Origin of the sequence: Micromonospora sp. NPDC051543 (genome assembly GCF_044454415.1) — a bacterium.
GTDB lineage: Bacteria > Actinomycetota > Actinomycetes > Mycobacteriales > Micromonosporaceae > Micromonospora.
Genome location: NZ_JBITDT010000007.1, coordinates 171954 through 191232, shown reverse-complemented (window position 1 = coordinate 191232; position 19279 = coordinate 171954). Strand labels below are relative to the sequence as shown.

At 71.6% G+C, this 19279-nt stretch carries 12 protein-coding genes and 2 tRNA genes; 6 read left to right on the top strand and 8 right to left on the bottom strand.

The genetic code is table 11. The features are described from left to right. Positions 1-86: 86 nt before the first annotated feature. The gene (locus ACIA3K_RS15050) at positions 87-3071 is read right to left on the bottom strand and encodes a glycoside hydrolase family 3 C-terminal domain-containing protein (protein WP_396801523.1); all 2985 of its coding nucleotides are present in this window, start codon (positions 3069-3071) and stop codon (positions 87-89) included. A gap of 288 nt (positions 3072-3359) precedes the next feature. Between ACIA3K_RS15050 and ACIA3K_RS15045 the strand changes: the two genes are divergently transcribed. Further along, on the top strand, positions 3360-5018 hold the full coding sequence (locus ACIA3K_RS15045; protein WP_396801752.1) for a Na+/H+ antiporter: 1659 nt from the start codon (positions 3360-3362) through the stop codon (positions 5016-5018). An 88-nt stretch (positions 5019-5106) separates the two neighbouring features. On the opposite strand, the gene ACIA3K_RS15040 is transcribed toward ACIA3K_RS15045, so the two are convergent. Then, entirely contained in the window at positions 5107-8175 is a 3069-nt protein-coding gene (locus ACIA3K_RS15040) for a VWD domain-containing protein (protein ID WP_396801522.1), read from the bottom strand. A gap of 169 nt (positions 8176-8344) precedes the next feature. Between ACIA3K_RS15040 and ACIA3K_RS15035 the strand changes: the two genes are divergently transcribed. Further along, positions 8345-9550: a DUF418 domain-containing protein gene (locus tag ACIA3K_RS15035; RefSeq protein WP_396801520.1), complete on the top strand. Its 1206-nt coding sequence runs from the start codon at positions 8345-8347 to the stop codon at positions 9548-9550. 58 nt (positions 9551-9608) lie between these two features. Here the strand turns inward: ACIA3K_RS15035 and ACIA3K_RS15030 are convergent. After that, positions 9609-9684, bottom strand: a tRNA-Lys gene (locus ACIA3K_RS15030). Between the two features lie 188 nt (positions 9685-9872). Between ACIA3K_RS15030 and ACIA3K_RS15025 the strand changes: the two genes are divergently transcribed. Together ACIA3K_RS15025 and ACIA3K_RS15020 are read left to right on the top strand one after the other, a co-directional pair. Beyond that, positions 9873-11144, top strand: a complete 1272-nt coding sequence (locus ACIA3K_RS15025; RefSeq protein WP_396801518.1) for an Ig-like domain-containing protein — start codon at positions 9873-9875, stop codon at positions 11142-11144. A 252-nt stretch (positions 11145-11396) separates the two neighbouring features. Continuing rightward, positions 11397-12677 carry an Ig-like domain-containing protein gene (locus ACIA3K_RS15020; RefSeq protein WP_396801750.1) on the top strand — a complete coding sequence of 427 codons (1281 nt, stop codon included), beginning with the start codon at positions 11397-11399 and terminating at the stop codon, positions 12675-12677. 126 nt (positions 12678-12803) lie between these two features. Here the strand turns inward: ACIA3K_RS15020 and ACIA3K_RS15015 are convergent. Continuing rightward, positions 12804-12879: transfer RNA gene (locus ACIA3K_RS15015), tRNA-His, on the bottom strand. A gap of 108 nt (positions 12880-12987) precedes the next feature. After that, on the bottom strand, positions 12988-13578 hold the full coding sequence (orn, locus tag ACIA3K_RS15010; RefSeq protein WP_396801517.1) for an oligoribonuclease: 591 nt from the start codon (positions 13576-13578) through the stop codon (positions 12988-12990). A 73-nt stretch (positions 13579-13651) separates the two neighbouring features. On the opposite strand from orn, the gene ACIA3K_RS15005 reads away from it, so the two are divergent. Then, the gene (locus ACIA3K_RS15005; RefSeq protein WP_396801516.1) at positions 13652-14929 is read left to right on the top strand and encodes a glycosyltransferase 87 family protein; all 1278 of its coding nucleotides are present in this window, start codon (positions 13652-13654) and stop codon (positions 14927-14929) included. 111 nt (positions 14930-15040) lie between these two features. Here the strand turns inward: ACIA3K_RS15005 and ACIA3K_RS15000 are convergent, their stop codons facing one another. The 3 genes from ACIA3K_RS15000 to ACIA3K_RS14990 all read right to left on the bottom strand — a co-directional run bounded on the left by ACIA3K_RS15000 (position 15041) and on the right by ACIA3K_RS14990 (position 18481). Continuing rightward, positions 15041-15913, bottom strand: coding sequence for a hypothetical protein (locus ACIA3K_RS15000; RefSeq protein ID WP_396801749.1), 873 nt, complete (start codon positions 15911-15913; stop codon positions 15041-15043). A gap of 151 nt (positions 15914-16064) precedes the next feature. Further along, positions 16065-16799 carry a YcnI family protein gene (locus ACIA3K_RS14995; RefSeq protein ID WP_396801514.1) on the bottom strand — a complete coding sequence of 245 codons (735 nt, stop codon included), beginning with the start codon at positions 16797-16799 and terminating at the stop codon, positions 16065-16067. A 17-nt stretch (positions 16800-16816) separates the two neighbouring features. Beyond that, complete coding sequence (locus ACIA3K_RS14990) at positions 16817-18481, bottom strand: copper resistance CopC/CopD family protein (protein WP_396801512.1); 1665 nt, start codon at positions 18479-18481, stop codon at positions 16817-16819. A gap of 202 nt (positions 18482-18683) precedes the next feature. On the opposite strand from ACIA3K_RS14990, the gene ACIA3K_RS14985 reads away from it, so the two are divergent. Then, the gene (locus ACIA3K_RS14985; protein WP_396801511.1) at positions 18684-19274 is read left to right on the top strand and encodes a sigma-70 family RNA polymerase sigma factor; all 591 of its coding nucleotides are present in this window, start codon (positions 18684-18686) and stop codon (positions 19272-19274) included. Positions 19275-19279: the final 5 nt, after the last annotated feature.

Below are 19279 nucleotides of genomic sequence, written 5' to 3'. Positions count from 1 at the left end.
CCCGCTGTTTGACTGGCCGAACATCCCTTTAGTCATTTGGGGTGGGGGGGGGGGGGGCGCCCGCCCCCGGCCCCGACCCGTCCGGATCAGCGCAGCGAGAAGTCCGCCAGCCGCAGTGGAGAGTCGAACACCAGGTAGACGTCGTGGGTCCCGGCAACCCGGGCAACCTCGGCACTCACGCTGACGTACCGGTAGTCGTCGCCGGTGCTCGGCACGGTGGCCGTACCGAGCAGTCGGCCGGTGGGCGAGCCCAGCCGAACCTGGATCGTGCCGGTGCCCGCTGCGGCCTTGGCGACCCGAGCCGTGAAGGTGTGGCCGCCCGGACGCAGGGCAGACTTCCCGAAGGAGATCCACTGACCGGCTGCGGTGGCGCCCACGGCCGTACCGCGTACCTTCGTCTCGTCGACGAGCCGGACCCCCGCGTACCCGTCGAAGTTCTCGGCGCGAATCGTCCGGGTCAGGTCCCGGGCCGGGATCGTCTCACCGCGGACCGTGACCGCCGTGCGGGCCCGGACATCCGTGGCGCTCGCGCCGACCATCAGGTCGTACACGGACGACTCGACCACCCACCGACTCCGGGTGACGTCCCAGTTCGCGAGGTCGGCGGCGCGCACCCGCAGCGTCACGGTGCGGGTCTGCCCGGGGGCGAGGTCCACCCGCTGGAACGACCTGAGCGCCCGGATCGGCGTCTTCACCCGCGAGGTGCGTTGGTGGCTGTAGAGCTGGACGACCTCGGAGCCGGCCCGGCTACCGGTGTTGGTCACGTCGACGCGGGCCGTGATGGTGCCGTCCGCCGCGACCGAACGGCCGTCCGCGCGGAGCTGGCCGTACCGGAAACCGGTGTACGACAGCCCGTGGCCGAACGGGTAGAGCGGCTTCGCGGCGCTGTAGAGGTAGGTCTGCCCGGACGAGATGATGTCGTACTCCAGCAGGTCCGGCGGCAGTTGCCGGTCCGAGCGGTACCAGGTCTGGGTGAGCTTGCCGGACGGGTTGCGGTCACCGAACAGGACGTCGGCGACGGCGTGACCCGTCTCCGCGCCCGCGTGGGTGGTCCACACGATCGCCGGCACGTGCTCCTGCTCCCATCCGATCGTCACCGGGTAGCTGGTCTGCAGCACCAGCACCGTCCGTGGGTTGGCCCTCGTCACGGCCTTGACCAGCGCTTCCTGGCCGGCACTCAGCGCCATCGAGGTGCGGTCGTGCGCCTCTCGCCCGTTGATGAACGGGTTGCTGCCGACGACCAGGACGGCGGTGTCGGCCGCCTGGGCCGCCGCCACGGCACGGTCGACCCCGCTGCTGATCACCTCACGCTGGAAGTGGGTCGCGTCCGCCGCGGTGGACGCGCCGAGCTTGAGCGCGCCGTCGTCGCCGACCGTGACGTAGGTGTTGACGCCGAACCAGCTCTCCGTCGTCTCGTAGCCGGCGTAGCGCAACGCGACCGTCCCGTCGGCCTGCGGTTCCAGCGTGAACTGCTGCTGCACGTACCAACCGTTCGGCTGCTCGTCGCGGGTGACGAACGGTCCCCAGTTGTAGCCGAGGTAGCGGCCGTTGGCGGCGTTGCGCAGTGTCACCACGTTCTGTCCCCAGTCGACACTGTCGAACTGGGCCGCGAGCGAGGCGTCGGCGCCGGTGGCGGCGACCGGGTCCGCGTCGGTGGTGCCGGTGGCCGTCACGTACCGGCCGGTGGAGGGATCCTTCAGCGCGATCCGGTCCGCCCCGTCGAGCCCGTCGACGCTTGCCGAGCTGCCCAACCGCTCGCGGATGCCGTCCAGCGCGGTCACCTGGTACGGCAGGTCGGCGCCGTACCAGTCGGTGTAGAGGGTGTCCGCGAGCGGGCCGAGCACGGCCACCTTGCGGGTCCGGGCCGGGTTCAGCGGCAGGGCCTGCCGCGAGTTCTTGAGCAGCACCATCGCCTCGCCGGCGGCCTGACGGGCCAGCCGTTGGTGTTCCGGACTGTTGATGACGTCCGGGGTGATGCCGCCGTACCGGCCGCCGCCCGGGTCGAACTCGCCCAGGCGGAAGCGCAGGTTCAGGATCTCGGCGATCCGGGCGTCGATGTCCGCCTCGGTGAGCAGGCCGCTGGCGAGGGCCTGCTTGATGGCGGTGACGGTCGGCTGGGCGTTGGTGTCGTCGGTGATGAAGCTGTTGAGGCCGGCCTTGACGATCGCGGCGTTCCCCTGCGCCTGGGTCGGGTAGTACCCCTGCGAGGCGACGAGGTTGTTCGGCGCCCAGGCGTCCGTGACGTTCATCAGGGGCTGGTCGGTCCAGCTCCGTACCACCGTCGCCAGGTCCGGATCCACGGTCGCCGGGCGGCCGTTGACCAGGTTGTACGAGGCCATCACGCCGGTCGCCGCGTCGGCGGCGATGGCCGGCTGGAAGGCGGCCCGGTCGTACTCGTTGAGCACCCGGGGCGGGACGTTCGACGAGGTGACGTCGCGCCGGACCTCGTTGTTGTAGGCCAGGTAGTGCTTGAGGGTCGGCGCGCTCTTGAGATGGTTCGGGTCGCCCCCGGTCATCCCCGAGCCGTACGCGGTGGAGATCTTCGCGGTGAGCAGCGGGTCCTCGGAGTAGCCCTCCTCGTTGCGACCCCAGCGCGGGTCGCGGAGCAGGTTGACCACCGGTGCCCAGAGGTTGAGACCCCAGACCCGCGGGTTCTGCGCGTGGTAGCCGCGCGCCTCATCGCCCACGGCCGACCCGACCCGCTGGATCAGGTCGGGGTTCCAGGTGCTCGCCATGCCCACCGGCTGCGGGAAGGACGTGCCGCGGGCCTTGACCACCGCGCCGTTGTTGTCGATGTCGGTCGACCAGGCGACGCCGTGCAGCGCCTCGGTGCCGGTCTTGAACAGGCCGATACCCAACCGGGGAACGGCCGGCTGGTACTGGTGCAGCCAGGAGATCTTCTCGTCCAGCGTGAGCCGGCCGAGCAGGTCGTCGACCCGGACCTGGACGGGCAGGCGGGGGTCACGGAACGGGTAGGTGGGGTCGGCGTGTGCCGTGCCGGGGACGGTTGGCAGGACGAGCAGGGCGAGCGCGAGCGCGGTGATTCCGCGCCGAAGGCGCCACTTCCGCATGCGGTTCTCCTCATGTCGTACGACAGGCGCGATTCAGCGCCAAGACCGGCGTGGCCAGGCTCGACACCCGGCTGACGGGCCTGAACGACGAATCGTCGAAGCGCTTCGACGACCCGGCCGCGTAACCACGGCCATGAATGTGGTGATCGCGCAACTATAGAAGCGCACCAATACATGGGCAAGGCCGGGCGAGCCCGCGACGAGTCCCTACGTTCCGGTGGCAGGTAGGGTCGACCCCGAGATCCACGCGCCGATCCGGGGGGACGTCACCAGGTGAGCGCCCATTCAATGGTGTTGTTCGTGCTCGCCGCCGTGGCGGTCATCGTCGCCGTCCGGTGGGTGGCGGCCCGTACCGGCCTGCCGGCCGCCGCGCTGCTGCCGCTCATCGGCATCGTGTACGCGCTGCTACCCGGCCCCAACATCGGCCTCGATCCGGAGCTGGTGCTCATGGTCGTGCTGCCGCCGCTGCTCTACAGCGCCGCGTTGGACTCCTCGCTGCTGGACATCCGCCGCAACCTGCGCATCGTGGTCAGCCTCTCGGTGCTGCTGGTGCTCCTCACCGGGCTGCTCGTCGGCCTCGGGTTCCACCTGTTCGTCGCGGGCGCGACCCTGGCCGCCGGAATCGCGGTCGGCGCCGCCATCGCCCCGCCCGACCCGGTGGCCGCCCTCGCGGTGGGCCGCCGGGTCAACCTGCCACCGAAGATGGTCACGATCATCCAGGGCGAGGGGCTGCTCAACGACGCGACCGCGCTGACGATGCTCAGCGTCGCGGTGGCCGCCGCCGTCGGTGGCACGTTCTCGTTCCCCGCCGCCGTGGCCCAGTTCGTGTTGGCGGCGGTCGGTGGCGTCGCCGTCGGCGTGGCCGTCGCCTGGGCGAAACGACTGGCCCGCCCGCTCACCGCGGATCCGCTGCTGTCCAACGCGATCTCGCTCGCGACACCGTTCGTGGCATACCTGCTGGGCGAGGCGTTGCACGTCTCCGGCGTACTCGCCGTGGTGATCGCCGGGCTGATCGTCGGCCACCAGACGCCCCAGGTCGGGTCCGGGGCCGCCCGACTCCAGACCAGCGCGGTGTGGCGCCTCGTCGACTTCCTCCTCGAAGGCTTCGTCTTCCTGCTGATCGGCCAGCAGCTCCCCGAGGTCGTCAAGGGACTGCGCCAGTACGACACGTCGACGATCGTCATCGCCGTCGCGGTGTCCGTGGGCGTGGTGCTGCTCCTGCGTCCCGCGTGGCTGGTGCTGACCCAGTCGCTTCCCCGGTCCCTGCACACCCGCCTCGGCGGCGTCTCCGAGCAGGACGACGCCGACGAGCCGAACACCGCCCGGCAGGTCGCGCGGGCCGGCCGCAACGCCCGCCGGCTCAACTCCCGCGAGGTGGTGGCGCTGAGCTGGTCCGGCACGCGCGGCGTCATCAGCCTGGCCGCGATCTTCACCCTGCCGCTGACCACCGACGACGGGTCGCCCTTTCCCGACCGTGACCTGCTGCTGTTCTGCACCTTCGTGGTCGTGCTCGTGACACTCGTCGGCCAGGGTCTGACCTTCGCACCGCTCGTGCGGATGCTCGGCCTGCGTGCCAACGAAACCGACCAGGCCCGGGTACGCAACGAGGCCCGCTCCGCGGCGGTCGAGGCGGCTCTGGCCCGCCTGGACGAGGTCGCCGCCGCCGAGCCGGACAGCGCGGTGGCCGTCAACACCACCCGTACCCAGTTGCTGGCCCGCCTCGCGCGTTATCGCGGCCGGCTGGACCTGCTCGAACAGAGTGGATCGACGGAGATCCCCACGTCACCACAGTACGAGACGGCGCTGCGGGTCCGTCGTACCGCGCTCGACGCGCAGCGCGAGGAGCTGGTGCGCTGGCGTGACTCCGGGCGACTCCCGGACGAGGAGCTGCGGGTCCTGGAGCGGGAACTCGACCACGAGGAACTGCTGCTCCCCAAGCGGCAGTAGTTGCGCACCGGAAAAGCTAGACCCGAGTCGATCGGTGGCTGTTCAGCAGCACGCCGCCCGGCGTGTCGTACCGCTCAGCAGCCACCGATCACCGCAGCGCCAGCGTGACCCGGCCGGTCGCGGGCCCGGACGGGTCGACCAGCAGGGTGTACTCCCCGGTTGCCGGCAGCGTGGTCGGCCCGATGTCACCGGCTCCGTTGATCACGCAGCCGCTGGTGATCAGGCTGCCATCCGGAGCGCGCAGCTCCAGCACACCGCACTGGTCGGGCAGGGTGGCGGCGGTCGCGGTCACCGTCACGGAGGCGCCGGCGGTCGCGGTGAACCGGTAGCCGCTGACCGCACCGGGGCGGTCCACGTCCGCGACGACCGGCGGACCGCCGACCGCGATCGTCGCGTCCCGGTCGCGGCTGCTGACCAGCCGCAGTGTGGTCGTGCCGGTGGTGCGTCCGGTCGGATCGACCACCACCGTGTACGTCCCGTCGGCGGGCAACAGCGTGCCGTCGATCTCGCCGACGCCGTTGATCACACAGCCGCTGCTCAGCAGCCGGTCTTTGGTGTCGCGCAGTTCCAGCGGGGTGCACTGGTTGGGAAGTGTGCTCGTGGGCACCTCGACGAAGACGCGCTCGCCCTGCTGCCCGGCGAACCGGTACCGGGCCGCCGCGCCGGGCTGTTCCAGGCTCGCGGTGACCTCCGGGCCGTTCGCCTGCAGCGTGCCGTCGACGTCCCGGGCCACGTACACCCGGACGGCGGCTCGCCCGGTGTCACCGGGGGCGGCGGCCACCCGCACGGCGTACGTGCCGGTGGTCGCGAGGTCGACGCGGTCGATGTACCCGACGCCGCCGATGACGCAGCCGGCCCCGACCAGCCGGTCGGTCGGGTCGGTGAGCACGTACGGCGAGCAGCGGTCGGCCATCCCCGGTGCGGTGACGTCGACGAAGACGGCATCGCCCGCGCGACCCGTGAACGTCAGCGGCTCGCCGCCCGGCGTGAGGCTGGCCGTCGCGATCGGCTCAGCGGTGATCGCCGGGGCGGCGGGAGGGGCGATCCGTTCGGTGGTGGCCCCGGCGACGGCGAACTCACCACGCCCGCTGACGGCGACGTCGAAGACGCAGTCGGCGAGCGGGCCGGCGGCGGTGACGCCGGCCCACCGGCAGATCCGTTCGGCGGCGGCACGCCGGGCCGGGTCCAGGTCGGCGACGGTCACCTCCCGCTCCGGGAAGGTCCGGTCGGTGAACGTGGTGGTGTCCTCGCCGTCGCCATAGACGAGCAGCGAGCGGTCCTGGGTGAGGCGCCAACTGTCCGCGTACGACGGGTAGAGCGTGGCGAACGGCACGGGCTGGGCGAGGGCCGCGCCGCCGGCGGGGGCGATGTCGTCGGCCGGGTCGCCGTCGAAGTCGCCGAGCAGGCCGCGTACCTTCCCGGCCCGGCCGTCGGCGAGCCGGACGAGCACCCGGTAGCCGTAACGGCCGATCTGGTCCACCGCCGCCGCCGAGCCGTCCGGCCACGTCACGTCGTACCCGTCGGTCTCTCCGGTGTCGGACGGACGGCGGGTGAGGTTGCCCCCGCCGGCCAGGTCGGTCCGTTCCGGCGGCGCGGCGACGGACGTGCCGTCGACGTGCACCCGGGTGGCGCCGTCGGTGAGGGTGAGCGCGACGCGGTGGACGCCGACCCGGAACGCGACCGCCGAGTTGACCGAGGCGGAGCGGGAGCCCGCCATCGGCGACTGCCGGACCTGGACCTCCAGCGGGTCACCGCCGGTCGCGGCGACCAGGGTGAACTCGCCGACGGCCTGGAAGTCGTAGGCGACCCGGTCGAACGTGACGAGGTGCGGGTCGCCGTTGCTGCCGCCGCAGTCGGCGCCGTCCTCGCACATCTTCACCGGCCCCTTCGGCGGGGGCGTCTTCTTCGGCGGCTTCTTGCACTCGTCGAGGCTCTTCGGCAGCGGCTTGCCCTTGTAGTCCTTGCGCGGCGGCAGGCCCTTCGCCGCCCGGTAACGGTTCTCCGCCAACGTCGCCCGCACCTCGGCGGTGGGAATGCCCGTGCTCCCGCACTCGCCCGGTGGCACCGCGTCACGGGAGATGTCGTCGGCGTGGTTCAGCTCGTGGTAGAGCGCGGCGCAGGGATCCCGGGCCACTCCGTCCTCGTACGGGTCGGTGGAGGTCGGGTTCCAGGTGACGGTGGACGAGCCCTTGCCGTCGGGGCTGTCCGGCGTCTCGAACGCGCCGGAGCCACCCGGGGTGGGGATGATCCGCACCTTCGGGCTCTTCTTGTCCTTCAGCCGGGGCAGGATGCCGGACGGATCCCCGCCCGGCGCGGCGAACCCGCTCAGACAGCCGTCCACGGCGGCCTGGAAGTCGACGCCCTTGATCGGCACGCCGGAGGTCGGGTCGACCGTGTAGTCGGCCCGGGCCGGGCGGGCCCCACCGCCGACCAGCGCGCCGACGGCCACCAGCAGCAGGACCGCGGTCGCGGCGGTCGGCCGGCGGCGTACGCGCAGCAGGATCACCAGCGCGGCCAGGAGCAGCACCAGCAGCAACGCGCCAACGACCGGCCAGAGCCAGCGGCGGCCGGACGCACCGCCGTCGCCGACCGTGAACGTGGTGCTTCGCAGGGCCGTCGCGCCCGTGCAGGGGTCGACCGCGCCGGTGACCGGCAGTGGCACGTAGCCGGCCGTCACCTCGTACCGGCCGGGAGCGCCGACCGGCCAGAGCGAGTCGAGACCGCCGCCGTCCCCGGTGGCCGCCACCGAGCGGAGCACGACCTCGCCGGGCGCGTCACCCAGCCGGATCCCGGTCAGCGTCACGGTCGCGGTCGCACCGGGCTCGACTGTGGTCAGACCGGCGGTGGCCGCCGCGGCGATCCCGTCGTCGTGGAAGCTGCGGGCGAGCGTGGGCGTGAGATCGCGCCCGTCCCGGCGTACCCCGGTTATCTGGACGGTGCCGACGGCCGTGGTGGGCAGCGCGCACGCCGACCCGGTGGAGTTCGTGACGGTGAGGTCCAGGCGGACCTGGTCACCGGCGCGGTAGTCCGCCTGCCCGGGCCGCAGGGCCAGGCCCAGGCCGTCGCCGTCGGGCGCCGCGGCGGCGCTCGCCGCCCCGGCCACCAGGGCCGTCACGAGTACGGCGAGTACGGCGGCCGATCGCAGCGTCCATTTCATGGTGGGGACTGTAGGGGCGCGCGGACGGGATTCCCGTGCTCTGTCGGGGACCGGTCGCTGCGGGAGGGTAGGGCCTGCCCCACCGGCGACAGGCCCGCTCACCGGCTGTCCCCCGGACGGGCCGTTTCATAGCCTGCGAACAGGTTCTCTGTCGCTTACGGGGGTAGTCGTGAAGTTCTCCAGCAAAGACCCGCCAGTCGTGCTCGCAGAGCCGCCCGGGACCTCCTCGCGGATCGCCGACGTCGACGCCCTGCGCGCCGTGGCGCTGCTGCTCATCCTGCTCGTCAACATCGCCTTCTTCGCCTCCGGCTACCCCTTCCACCTGGTACCCGATCCCGCGCACGACTCGTGGCGTGACCAGACGGCACTGTGGCTGGTCGAGCTGCTGTTCGCGATGAAGGCGTACCTGCTCTTCGCCTTCCTGTTCGGCTACAGCTTCACCCTCCAGCTCGACTCCGCCGCCCGGCGCGGCGTCGACATCGTCCCCCGGTTCCGGCGACGGCTGGTCGGGCTCTTCGTCCTCGGCGTCCTGCACGCGGTGCTGCTGTTCCAGGGCGACATCCTGACCACGTACGCGCTTCTCGGCCTGGTGCTGCTCGCCATGCGGCGAGTCGCGGTCGGGACCGCGCTGCGCGCAGCCGTACTGCTGACCGCCGGGATCGGTTTCGTCCTCGCGCTCGCGGCCGTCGGCGGGACCGAACTGGTCACCGACCCGGCGGCGGCGCTCGCCGCGGGGCAGCGGTCCACCGAGGCGCTACAGGGCGGGCTCGGAGCGGTGATCGCCGAGCACGTACGCCAGCTGCCCGCGATGGTCGGCACGCTCCTCGTGCAGGGGCCGCTCGCCCTCTCGGCGTTCCTCTTCGGCTACGCGGCGGGACGTCGCCGGCTCCTCACCGACGTCGTGGGAAACCGGCAGCTCCTGCGCCGGGTGCAGCGCGTGGGCTATCCGGTCGGCCTGGCCGGCGCCGTGGTCTTCGCCTCGGGTGGAGGCACCGGCAACCTGACCGGAGTGACGGTGGGCGTCCTGACCGCGCCGCTGCTCGCGGCCGCGTACGCCGCCACGCTCCTGGAGTTCTTCGCGACCGACCGGGGACGACGGGTCGTGACCGTGCTCGCGCCGGCCGGACGGATGTCCCTGTCCAACTACCTGGGTCAGTCGGTGCTCTGCGTACTGGTCTTCACCGGCGTCGGCCTGGGCCTCGCCGGTGAAGTCGCGCCTCCGGTCGTACTCCTCGTCGCGCTCGCGATCTACGGCGTGCAGCTCGCGGCCAGCGCGGCGTGGATGGCACGGTTCCGGTACGGGCCGACGGAGTGGCTGTTGCGGGCCTGGACCGAGCAGCAGTGGCCACGGTTGCGAGCTTCGGTCCCCGATTGAGTGACGCACGAAAAAGGCCCCGGACCGGTGTCATCACCAGATCGGGGCCTTGCTCGTTTGGTGCGCCGCCAGGGACTCGAACCCCGAACCCGCGGATTAAGAGTCCGCTGCTCTGCCAGTTGAGCTAGCGGCGCTCGTTCGGCAACGGAGAGAACATTAGCACCCCGCCAACGCGGGCTCCAATCCGGTTACCCGACTCCCCCCTTCGGTCGAGCTTAACGGGCATACAGCCACAAACCTTCCCTCGGGCCTGGGACGGGGGCGTGGGTCCGGCCACTGATGCGGCACGATGTCCGCCAGGTACGCGAGAACAGAGGTGGGGATGGCACGGTTCACGCGAGCCGGGGCGGTGGTGGGCGCTCTGACCCTGGCGGCGTCGCTGGCACTGACCGGGTGCGGCGACGAGCAGAAGAAACCGGAATTCGTCGGCGGGACGTCGGCGGATGCGGGTACCGCACCCGACTCGGCCTCGCCGTCGACGAGCGGCGAGCCCAGCGCGCCCAGCGGGCCGGCGCTGACGCTGAGCCCGGCCGACGGCACGAAGAACAAGCCCGTGAGTACGGAGATCAGCGCCAAGCTGCCGAGCGGCGGGAAGGTCTCCGCGGTCACCCTGACCGCGGCCAGCGGCGCGACCGTGGAGGGCAAACTCCGCGCCGACGGCTCGGCCTGGGTGCCGTCCGCGCCCCTGAAGTGGGGGACGAAGTACACGGCCACGGTGACGGCGAGCACGCCGGACGGCACGAGCAGCCAGGGCACCAGCTCCTTCACCACGATGGCCAAGCCGAAGTCGACAATCGGGTCCGGCCTGTACCTCTTCGACGACAAGAGCTACGGCGTCGCGATGCCGGTGGTGACCGAGTTCCACCCGGGCATCCCCAAGAAGGACCGGGCGGCGGTGCAGAAGCGGATGTTCGTCAAGACCGACCCGCCGCAGCCGGGCGCCTGGCACTGGGTCGACAACGGCACGCAGGCGTACTACCGGGCGCCGGAGTACTGGAAGCCGGGCACCACCATCAGCGTCCGGATCGCATTGGCCGGGGTGCCGCTGAGCAACGGCCGGTACGGCGACATCGACCGCAAGGCCACCGCCAAGATCGGCCGGTCGTTGGTGATGAAGGTCGACAACGCCACGAAGAAGATGTCGGTGTACGAGAACGGCGCGCTGACGCGCACCATCCCGGTGAGCCTGGGCAAGAAGAGCACCCCGTCGTCCAGCGGCACGATGGTCGTGATGGAGAAGAAGGAAGCCACGGTCTTCGACACCCGTGACGACCCCGATCCGGCCAACCGCTACGTCACCGACATCCAGTTCGCCCAGCGGCTCACCTGGGGTGGCGAGTACATCCACGCCGCGCCCTGGTCGGAGCACGTGCAGGGACGGCAGAACGTCTCGCACGGCTGCGTGAACGTGTCGACGGCCAACGCCAAGTGGCTGTTCGAGAAGACCCGGATCGGTGACCCGATCACGATCAAGGGCACCGAGCGCAAGATCGCCGCCGGCAACGGCTGGACGGCGTGGAGTCTGAGCTGGTCGGAGTTCATCAAGGGCAGCGCGCTGCCGGTACCGAAGGGTGGATCCGGCGCGGCGCTCTGAGCGTCCGGCGTCGTCGCGCCGGCCCTGCCGATGGCACGGGCCGGCGCGTACCCTTGCACTGCCCGCGACGTGACGACGGCGGCGGAGACCCTTCGGCTTCGGCAGGAAGACGAATCTCAATCACGAAACGCCGGATAGTAACAAAAATCCGACATCGTGTACGGCGTGTTTCTGCCCACCCTCGGCAACCAGGACCGGTTCTGGCACGTCTCTAGGAGACGATGGGTCAGCGACCACGACTGTGAGGACATCATGCGAGCTAGCCAGGACCAGCTGATCCGGCCCCGCGGGCGACGCCGCGTGCTCGCGGCGGGGCTCCTCGCCGTGGCGTTGGCCTTCACCTCCGCCTGCACCGACGGCGACGGCGGCGGCAAGCCGTCCTCGTGGCAGGGCGGGGCCGAGACACCCGCGCCAAAGGCCTCGGCGACCATCGCCGAACCGGCGGCCGACGCCAAGGACGTCCCCGCCTCCACCGGCATCGCCTTCACCACGAAGGACGCCCAGGAGACCGCCGTCGAGCTCAAGGACGCGGCCGGCAAGGCGGTCAAGGGGACGCTCGCGGCGGACGGCAAGTCGTGGTTGCCGAGCGAAGCCCTGGCGTACGGCACCAGCTACACCGCCACGGTCACGGCCACCGGCGACGACGGTCTGCCGGCCACCGCGACCAGCACCTTCACCACGATGGCCAAACCCGACAAGCAGATCCGGGTGAGCAGCTTCCTCGGCGACAACCAGCAGGTCGGTGTCGGGATGCCGCTGATCGTGAAGTTCAGCCGGGACATCCCGGAGGACTACCGCGACGACGTGCAGCGCCGCATGACGGTGACCTCGACGCCGGCCCAGGAGGGCATCTGGCACTGGGTCAGCCCGACCGAGGTCCGGTACCGGCCGAAGGAGTTCTGGAAGGCGAACAGCAAGGTCTCGTACCGCGTCCAGGCGGGTGGCCTGCCGATGGGCGACGGCTACTACGGCCGCGCGGACCTGTCGGTGGACATCAAGATCGGCCCGAAGTTGCTGATGACGGTGGACAACAAGACCAAGCGGATGACGGTGACCCGAGACGGCAAGGTGATCAAGACGATCCCGGTCAGCCTGGGCAAGAAGAGCACCCCCTCGTCCAGCGGAACCATGGTCGTCATCGAGAAGCTGCGCAAGACCGTCTTCGACACGTTCGAGGAGCTGGGCCCCGAGGACGGCTACCGCACCAAGATTGACTTCGCGCAGCGCCTCACCTGGGGCGGCGAGTTCATCCACGCGGCCCCCTGGTCCGAGGGCCAGCAGGGCAGCGTCAACGTCTCGCACGGCTGCGTGAACGTGTCGATGGCGAACGGCGACTGGCTGTTCAAGAACACCGAGGTCGGTGACCCGATCACCGTCAAGGGGACCGAGCGCAAGCTCCAGAACGGCAACGGCTGGACGGACTGGAACATGAGCTGGGACGAGTACGTCAAGGGCAGTGCCCTGCCGTACGACCCGGACGCCCCGGCGGCCCCGGACGCCGCCGGCACCCCGTCGCCCACGCCGACCGCCTGATCCAGATCGACACCGGTTTCCAGGAATCCGGGGTGTCCCCGCTAACGGGACACCCCGGATTCCTGGAAACGGAGTGATCAGCCCCTGCGACGACTCAGGCCCCCTCCGAGGAGGGGGCCTGAGTATTGGGGTGACTGATGGGAATTGAACCCACGACAACCGGGACCACAACCCGGTGCTCTGCCAACTGAGCTACAGCCACCATGCCTCCGACACTCGGTCTGTCGCCCCGGGCGTCGTGCGGACCAATAATAGCCCCACCACCGCGCACGGCGTCCAGCGGGTTCCCCGCCGGCCGAGCGGCGCCGGATCAGAGCTCGGCGGCGATGCCCTTGGCCGTCTCGACGTCCGGGCCGGGCAGCGGCACGAAGATGGTGCGCCGGTAGTACTCCAGCTCGCGGATGCTCTCGCGGATGTCGGCGAGCGCCCGGTGCGCCAGGCCCTTCTGCGGCTGGCCGAAGTACACGCGGGGGTACCAGCGGCGGCAGAGTTCCTTGATCGACGACACGTCGATCATGCGGTAGTGCAGGTGCGCATCGAGGCGGGGCATGTCCCGCGCGATGAAGCCGCGGTCGGTGGCGATCGAGTTGCCACACAGCGGCGCGGTACGCGGGTCCTTCACGAAAGTGCTCACGTACTCAAGCACCCGGTCCTCGGCCTCGGCCAGGGTGACCACCGACCGACGGACCTCCTCGGTGAGGCCCGACTTGGCGTGCATCGTCTGGACGATCTCCGGCATCGCCTCCAGCGCCGCCTCGTCGGCGTGGATCACCACGTCGACACCATCACCGAGCACGTTGAGGTCAGGGTCGGTGACCAGCGCCGCGACCTCGATCAGCTTGTCACTGCCGAGGTCCAACCCGGTCATCTCACAGTCGATCCAGACGAGGAGGTCAGCCACCGGGACAGCCTACGCGCAGCCCACGCCCCGCTGCTGCGCGCTCTTGCGGGGGTGGACCGCTAGGGTTTCTCAAGTGCCAGCCGAACCCATCGCACCGCCCGCCGTCACCGACGACGACCCCGGTGGCCGTACGGTCCGTCGGCTGGTCGCGATCGTGGCGCTGGTCGCCGTGCTGCCGGCGCTCTACCTGCGCAACCTGGTGCACAACTTCTTCGATCTGAAGATCTACATGTCGGCGATGGACTGGTGGACGGCCGGTCACCCGCTCTACGACTACGTCCAGCCGGACCGGGTGCAGGGTGAGTTGTACTTCACGTACCCGCCGTTCAGCGCCCTGTTGTTGTGGCCGTTCGGACTGCTCCGGCTCGGCGTCACCGTGACGATCTTCACGGGGCTCACGGTGGCGGCCGTGGTGCTGACCACCCGGTGGCTGGTGATGCCCGTGATCGTCCGGCATGGCCTACCCCGCACGTTCACCCTTACCGCCGCCGTGCTGCTGGTGCTGGCCGCGGAGATCACCCGCGAGACGATCACCCTCGGGCAGATCAACATGCTGCTGGTCGTGCTGATCCTGGCGGACCTGTTGTTCGCCGTACCGCAGGCGCGGCGCTGGGCCGGGGTCGGCATCGGGCTGGCGACGGCGCTCAAGCTTTTTCCGGGCATCTTCATCGTGTACCTGCTGGCCACCCGCCGGTGGCGGGCCGCCGCGGTGGCGAGCGTGACGGCGGCGGCGGCGACCCTGCTGGCGGCGGCGGTCGCCCCCGGGGACTCCTGGCGGTTCTGGACGCAGGAGCTGTGGGACACCGACCGGGTGGGACGCACCGACTATGTCGGCAACCAGTCGGTCTTCGGTCTGCTGAGCCGGTTCACCGCGCCGGAGAAGCCGGACCGGCTGCTGTGGTTGGTGATCGTGGCGGCGGTGGCCGGCTACGGACTGTGGCGGGCTGCCCGGGCCGCCCGGGCCGGTGACCCGTTGACCGGCCTGACCCTGACCGGCCTGGTCGGTGCTCTGATCAGTCCGATCACCTGGACCCACCACATCTACTGGTTCGTGCCGGCGGTGGTGCTGCTCGCCGACGCCGCGCTCAGCGCCAAACGCCCGGACGAGGCACGCCGGCGGTGGTGGTCCGCCGCGCTCGCCGTGGGCACCACCGCCGTGATCGTCTACGGCGTGGTGACGTTCCAGAAATGGGGTACGGCGCCGGTTCGTACCCATGATCCGGTCGACTTCGTCCTGCAGAACCCCTACGTCCTGCTCAGCCTGCTGTTGCTGGTGGCTCTGCCGGTGCGCGCGTATCGCCCGGTCCGCACGGAGGAAAATTCGCGCCAAATGGACACAAGTCCCCAGTAATGTCCATCGCCGCTAATCTGGACCCACCTACCTCAAGCGTCGCTCGGGTAGCACCGCTCCCCCGGTGAGAGTGGCCCTTCGCATCGGCAGCGCGAAGGGCCACTTGCCACGTCAGTCCTCCGGCGTCGGCCGGGCCGGCTCCGCGCCGATCGCCGACCGGGACCACTCGGACACACCGGAGCCGACCGGGGCGAGCTGTCGCACGGCCGGCGCCGGCCTGACGGAATGGGGATCGCGGGCGCCCAGTCCGCTGAGCGACGTGACCCCGAGCCGGCCGGCGAGGACCGGCACCTGGTCCGGTTCGACCACGAAGACCACCTCACGCGGACGCGGTGGGCGCAGCAGGAGCAGCACCGCGCACGCCACCAGCAGCACCCCCACCACCAGCAGTCCCCAGGCGACCGGGCCGACCCAGCCCGCCCGCAGCTCGGCGCGCAGATCCAGCGTCAGGTCGGCACGGCCGTCCGGGCGCATCACCACCAGGCTCATCGGCTCGCCCGTGAGGTCGTCGGCGCTCCACTCCACGGTGCCGATGCCCTCGCGTACCCAGAACGGAAGACCCAGCGGCGGGCGGACCGCATCGGCGGCCGGGGCCACGACTGGGACCGCGGCTTCCGTTCGGACCGGCAGCGGACCCCGGGCCGGCGCCACCCGGCGGACCGAGGCGTACGGCACCGACTCCAGCCAGTGGCGCACCTCGGCGGTCGGCGCGAGCCCCACGAACGCCGGGCCGTCCGGCGTCCGGGCGTCGAGCCGCACACGGGTCTGCGTGCCGCGCGCGAAGGGCACCTCCCGCCGCAGCAGCCGGTCGAGGTCGGTGACCACGACCGCGTGGCCCGGTGTGCGGACGGTTTCGAACCGGGCGGCGTAGGCCCCACCGGGATCGGCGTGCCGGGCGACCAGCCACAGCCCGCCGCCGGCGAGCAGCGCCGGAATCCCGATGACCAACAGCAGCATTCCGGCGATCACCCGCACGAAGCGCATTCGCACTGTCCCCCTCCGTAGCCAGATACCCGGCCGACCTTACCGACGTACGCCCGCTGATCAGGGGATATCCACGGCACGCCCGCTCCCGGCCCCGGGACGCACGCTGGCCCGCCGGATTTTCCGGCGGGCCAGCGGGTGAGCGACGGGATCAGGACTTCGCGACCGGCTCCCGGCGGGTCCGGGCGAACGCCAGACCGCCCAGCACCAGGCCGGCCAGGCCGGCGACGAGACCCGCGACGCCGAGACCGATGGCGGCGCCGTCACCCTCGTCGTCATCATCGTCCTTGTCGGCGACGGCAGCGGCGGACGGCGCGGCGGCCGAGGCCGACGGCGCGGCAGCCGTGAGGGTGAGCACCGGGGCGGGCTTCTCCGGCTCCTCGCCACCCGGCTGCGGCTCGTCGATCCAGCGCGAGACGTTGCCGTCGGAGTACGTCTGGAGGGTCTTGAAGACCATCTTGTCGACCTTCGGCAGCGGCCCCATCGAGACGCCGAACTCCTGGAACTGCCCCGGCTTGACGGCCGCGTCACCCGTGGCCGTCCAGGTGATCTTGGAGACCGCCTCGGTGAGCTGGCTGCCGTGGACCTCGATCGGCGGCTCCACCTTGCGCTTCTCCGTGGCCACCGTCCAGCCGGGCACCGGGATGGTCGACACCGAGCCGACCGGGGCGTTCTCCGGCAGCACCACCTCGAGCTTGGTGGTCGAGGCGGTGTCGCTCTCGTTGGGCACCCGGAACGCCACCCGGGCGTAGCCGCCCTGGGTCGCCTCCTTCGGGTTCACCGTGACGTGGGCGGAGGCCGGCCCGGCGAAGCCGAGCACGGCGGTGGCGACGGCGGTCAGCGCCAGGGCGGCAGCGGCGGATGCGGTACGCCGGAGTCGGGTCATGGGTGTCGTGGACCTCTCTAACGGATGGGCACGGTGGCGGTCACCGTGGCCTGGTCGATGTCGGTCGTGCGAGCGGTGATCTTCAGCTGCCACTCGCCGGCGGCCGGCAGGCTGATGTCGCCGTACGCGTGGTTCTCGGTCAACGGCAGCAGCGGCACGTCGATCGGCTCGATACCGGCCGACGGCAGCGCGGCGGTCGCCCGCCACTCCACCACCGGCAGCGGCAGGTTGTCCTTGCTGTACGCGTACAGGTGCACCGAGTTGTTGCCCCGCTCGGCCGGGCTCAGCTCGACCTGCATCGAGAAGAGCGAGCTGTTCAGGGTGGTGGTGAAGAGGCCGGCCTCGACGCCGGACGACTCGGCCGCCGCCGTCCGCGCGGGCGGGGTCTGCACCAGGGTCGCGGACACGGCCAGCACCACGGCGGTGACGGCCAGCTCCACCAGGACCGCCCGGCGCACCGGCGCCGGGCGCTGCGCGGCCACCCGCCGACGGACCAACTGCCGGGAGTACGCGGCCACGGCGATCACGATCGCGAACAGCCCGATCTTGGCGAGCAGCAGCCGCCCGTAGGTGGTGCTGAACAGCGCGTCGAGGGTCGCCACCTCGATCAACGCCTGCACGGTGCCGGCCAGCAGCAGGGCCGAGACGGCGAGCGCGGCCCAGCGCGACCAGATGGGCAGGATCGCGCTCAACTCCCGCTCGTCGGCCTGGCGCAGCAGGAAGACCGCGAGCATGAGCAGGCCGCCCAACCAGACCGCCATGCTGCCCAGGTGGACCGCGTCGACCACCACGGACACCGCCGGCGCCGGGGAGGCCGCCGGGTGCCCGGCCAGCGGCCAGGTCAGCAGGGCCGCCCCGCCGAGCACCGCCAGGATGATCGCGTCCGTACGGCCGGCCGGACGTTCCAACAGCGGCCGCAGCAGGAACGCCGCCGCGGCCAGCAGGCCGAGCCGGACCAGGTGGGCCGCGCCGAAGGTACTGCCGAAGACGCTGCCGAACCCGGCGCCGGTCACGTCGAAGAGGCCACCACCGGCGGTGTAGGGCACCTGCAACCACAGGTCGGCGAGAGTGGCGAGCGCCGTCAGGCCGAGGCCGGCCCAGGCCAGCCGGGCGGGCCCCCGCCGGGAGAGCCGCTGCGGCCAGAGCGCGGCGAGCACCAGGACCGGCCCGACCAGCAGCACCAGACCGGCGTACCCGAGGAACCGGGCCACCTTCACGGCGGTGCCCACCACCGGGTTGGCGCGGCTGTCGTTGCCGGAGTCAACCGGCGGCGTCGAGGGCGCGCCGACCGAGTAGGTGAACGCGCCGGAGACCGGGTGACTGTCGGCGGAGATCACCCGGAAGCTCACCAGGTAGGTGCCGCGCCCAGCGGCCGGATCCACCGGAATGGTCACCACCGAGCCCGCGAACGACGGCTCACCCCGGTCGGCCCGGGAGCCGTCCGGAGCGATCACCCGGACCTTGTCGGGAACCTTGCGGACCGACTCGCTGAAGGTGAGCACCACCTCGGATGGGCCGTTCGGCACCACCGAGGAGGCGGCCGGGCTGCTGCTGGACAGCACCGCGTGTGCGCTGGCCGGGGTGGCTGGCGCGATCAACAGGGCGACGACGGTGACCAGGAGGCCGGCGGCGGCAGCCAACCGGGCGGCCCAGCGGCGGGGGGCGACAGTCATGCCTGCCATGGTCGCCGACCCCAGTGGATCTCGGCCAACCGAGTCGGGCGAACGGCTCAATTCCGCTCAGCCGCCATCGCCGCGCGGGAGAGGTCGCGTGTCATGAGCAGGTAGTCGGCTGACGACGGGGAAAAGTTCCCGACGTGTCGCAGACCATTCAAGGGTCCAAGGCCCCTGACGTCACGCCCGCCGGCGCGTAACGTGGTTTGTCGTGATCCCCGTCCCGCGTGACACCGGCCCCACCGGCCCCGCTGGTTCGTCCGGTGACGCCGGCCCGGACCCGGCGACCGAGTCGGCCCTGATCGCGCGCGACGGCGACCCCACCGCCCAGGCCGTGTTCGTGCGGTTGACCCAGGCCGAGGTCTGGCGCTTCACCGCCGCCCTGGTCGGCCCGGACAGCGCCGACGACCTCGCCCAGGAGACGTACCTGCGGGCGTTCAAGGCCCTGCCGGCGTTCGAGGGCCGCTCCAGCGCCCGTACCTGGCTGCTCGGCATCGCCCGGCGGGCCTGCGCCGACCACCTGCGCACGGTGATCCGCCGACGTCGCCTCGACGAGCGGCTGGTCGCGAACGCCCACACCGACCGTCCGCACCCCGACCACGCCGGCCAGCTCGGCGCCGACGACCTCGTGCGGCGGCTCAGCCCCGAGCGACGGGCGGCGTTCGTGCTCACCCAACTGCTCGGTCTCTCGTACGCCGAGGCCGCCGCCGTCGAGGGAGTGCCCGTGGGCACCATCCGGTCCCGGGTCGCCCGAGCCCGCGACGAGCTGGTCGCGGCGGTCGACGACGCCCGCACCGGCTGAGCCGG

Excerpts from the sequence above, each read along its gene's own strand:
- ACIA3K_RS15000 (WP_396801749.1), bottom strand. The coding sequence starts at position 15,913 with ATGCGCTTCGTGCGGGTGATCGCCGGAATGCTGCTGTTGGTCATCGGG.
- ACIA3K_RS14990 (WP_396801512.1), bottom strand. The coding sequence starts at position 18,481 with ATGGCAGGCATGACTGTCGCCCCCCGCCGCTGGGCCGCCCGGTTGGCT.
- ACIA3K_RS15025 (WP_396801518.1), top strand. The coding sequence starts at position 9,873 with ATGGCACGGTTCACGCGAGCCGGGGCGGTGGTGGGCGCTCTGACCCTG.
- ACIA3K_RS15040 (WP_396801522.1), bottom strand. The coding sequence starts at position 8,175 with ATGAAATGGACGCTGCGATCGGCCGCCGTACTCGCCGTACTCGTGACG.
- ACIA3K_RS15020 (WP_396801750.1), top strand. The coding sequence starts at position 11,397 with ATGCGAGCTAGCCAGGACCAGCTGATCCGGCCCCGCGGGCGACGCCGC.
- ACIA3K_RS14995 (WP_396801514.1), bottom strand. The coding sequence starts at position 16,799 with ATGACCCGACTCCGGCGTACCGCATCCGCCGCTGCCGCCCTGGCGCTG.
- ACIA3K_RS15045 (WP_396801752.1), top strand. The coding sequence starts at position 3,360 with ATGGTGTTGTTCGTGCTCGCCGCCGTGGCGGTCATCGTCGCCGTCCGG.
- ACIA3K_RS15050 (WP_396801523.1), bottom strand. The coding sequence starts at position 3,071 with ATGCGGAAGTGGCGCCTTCGGCGCGGAATCACCGCGCTCGCGCTCGCC.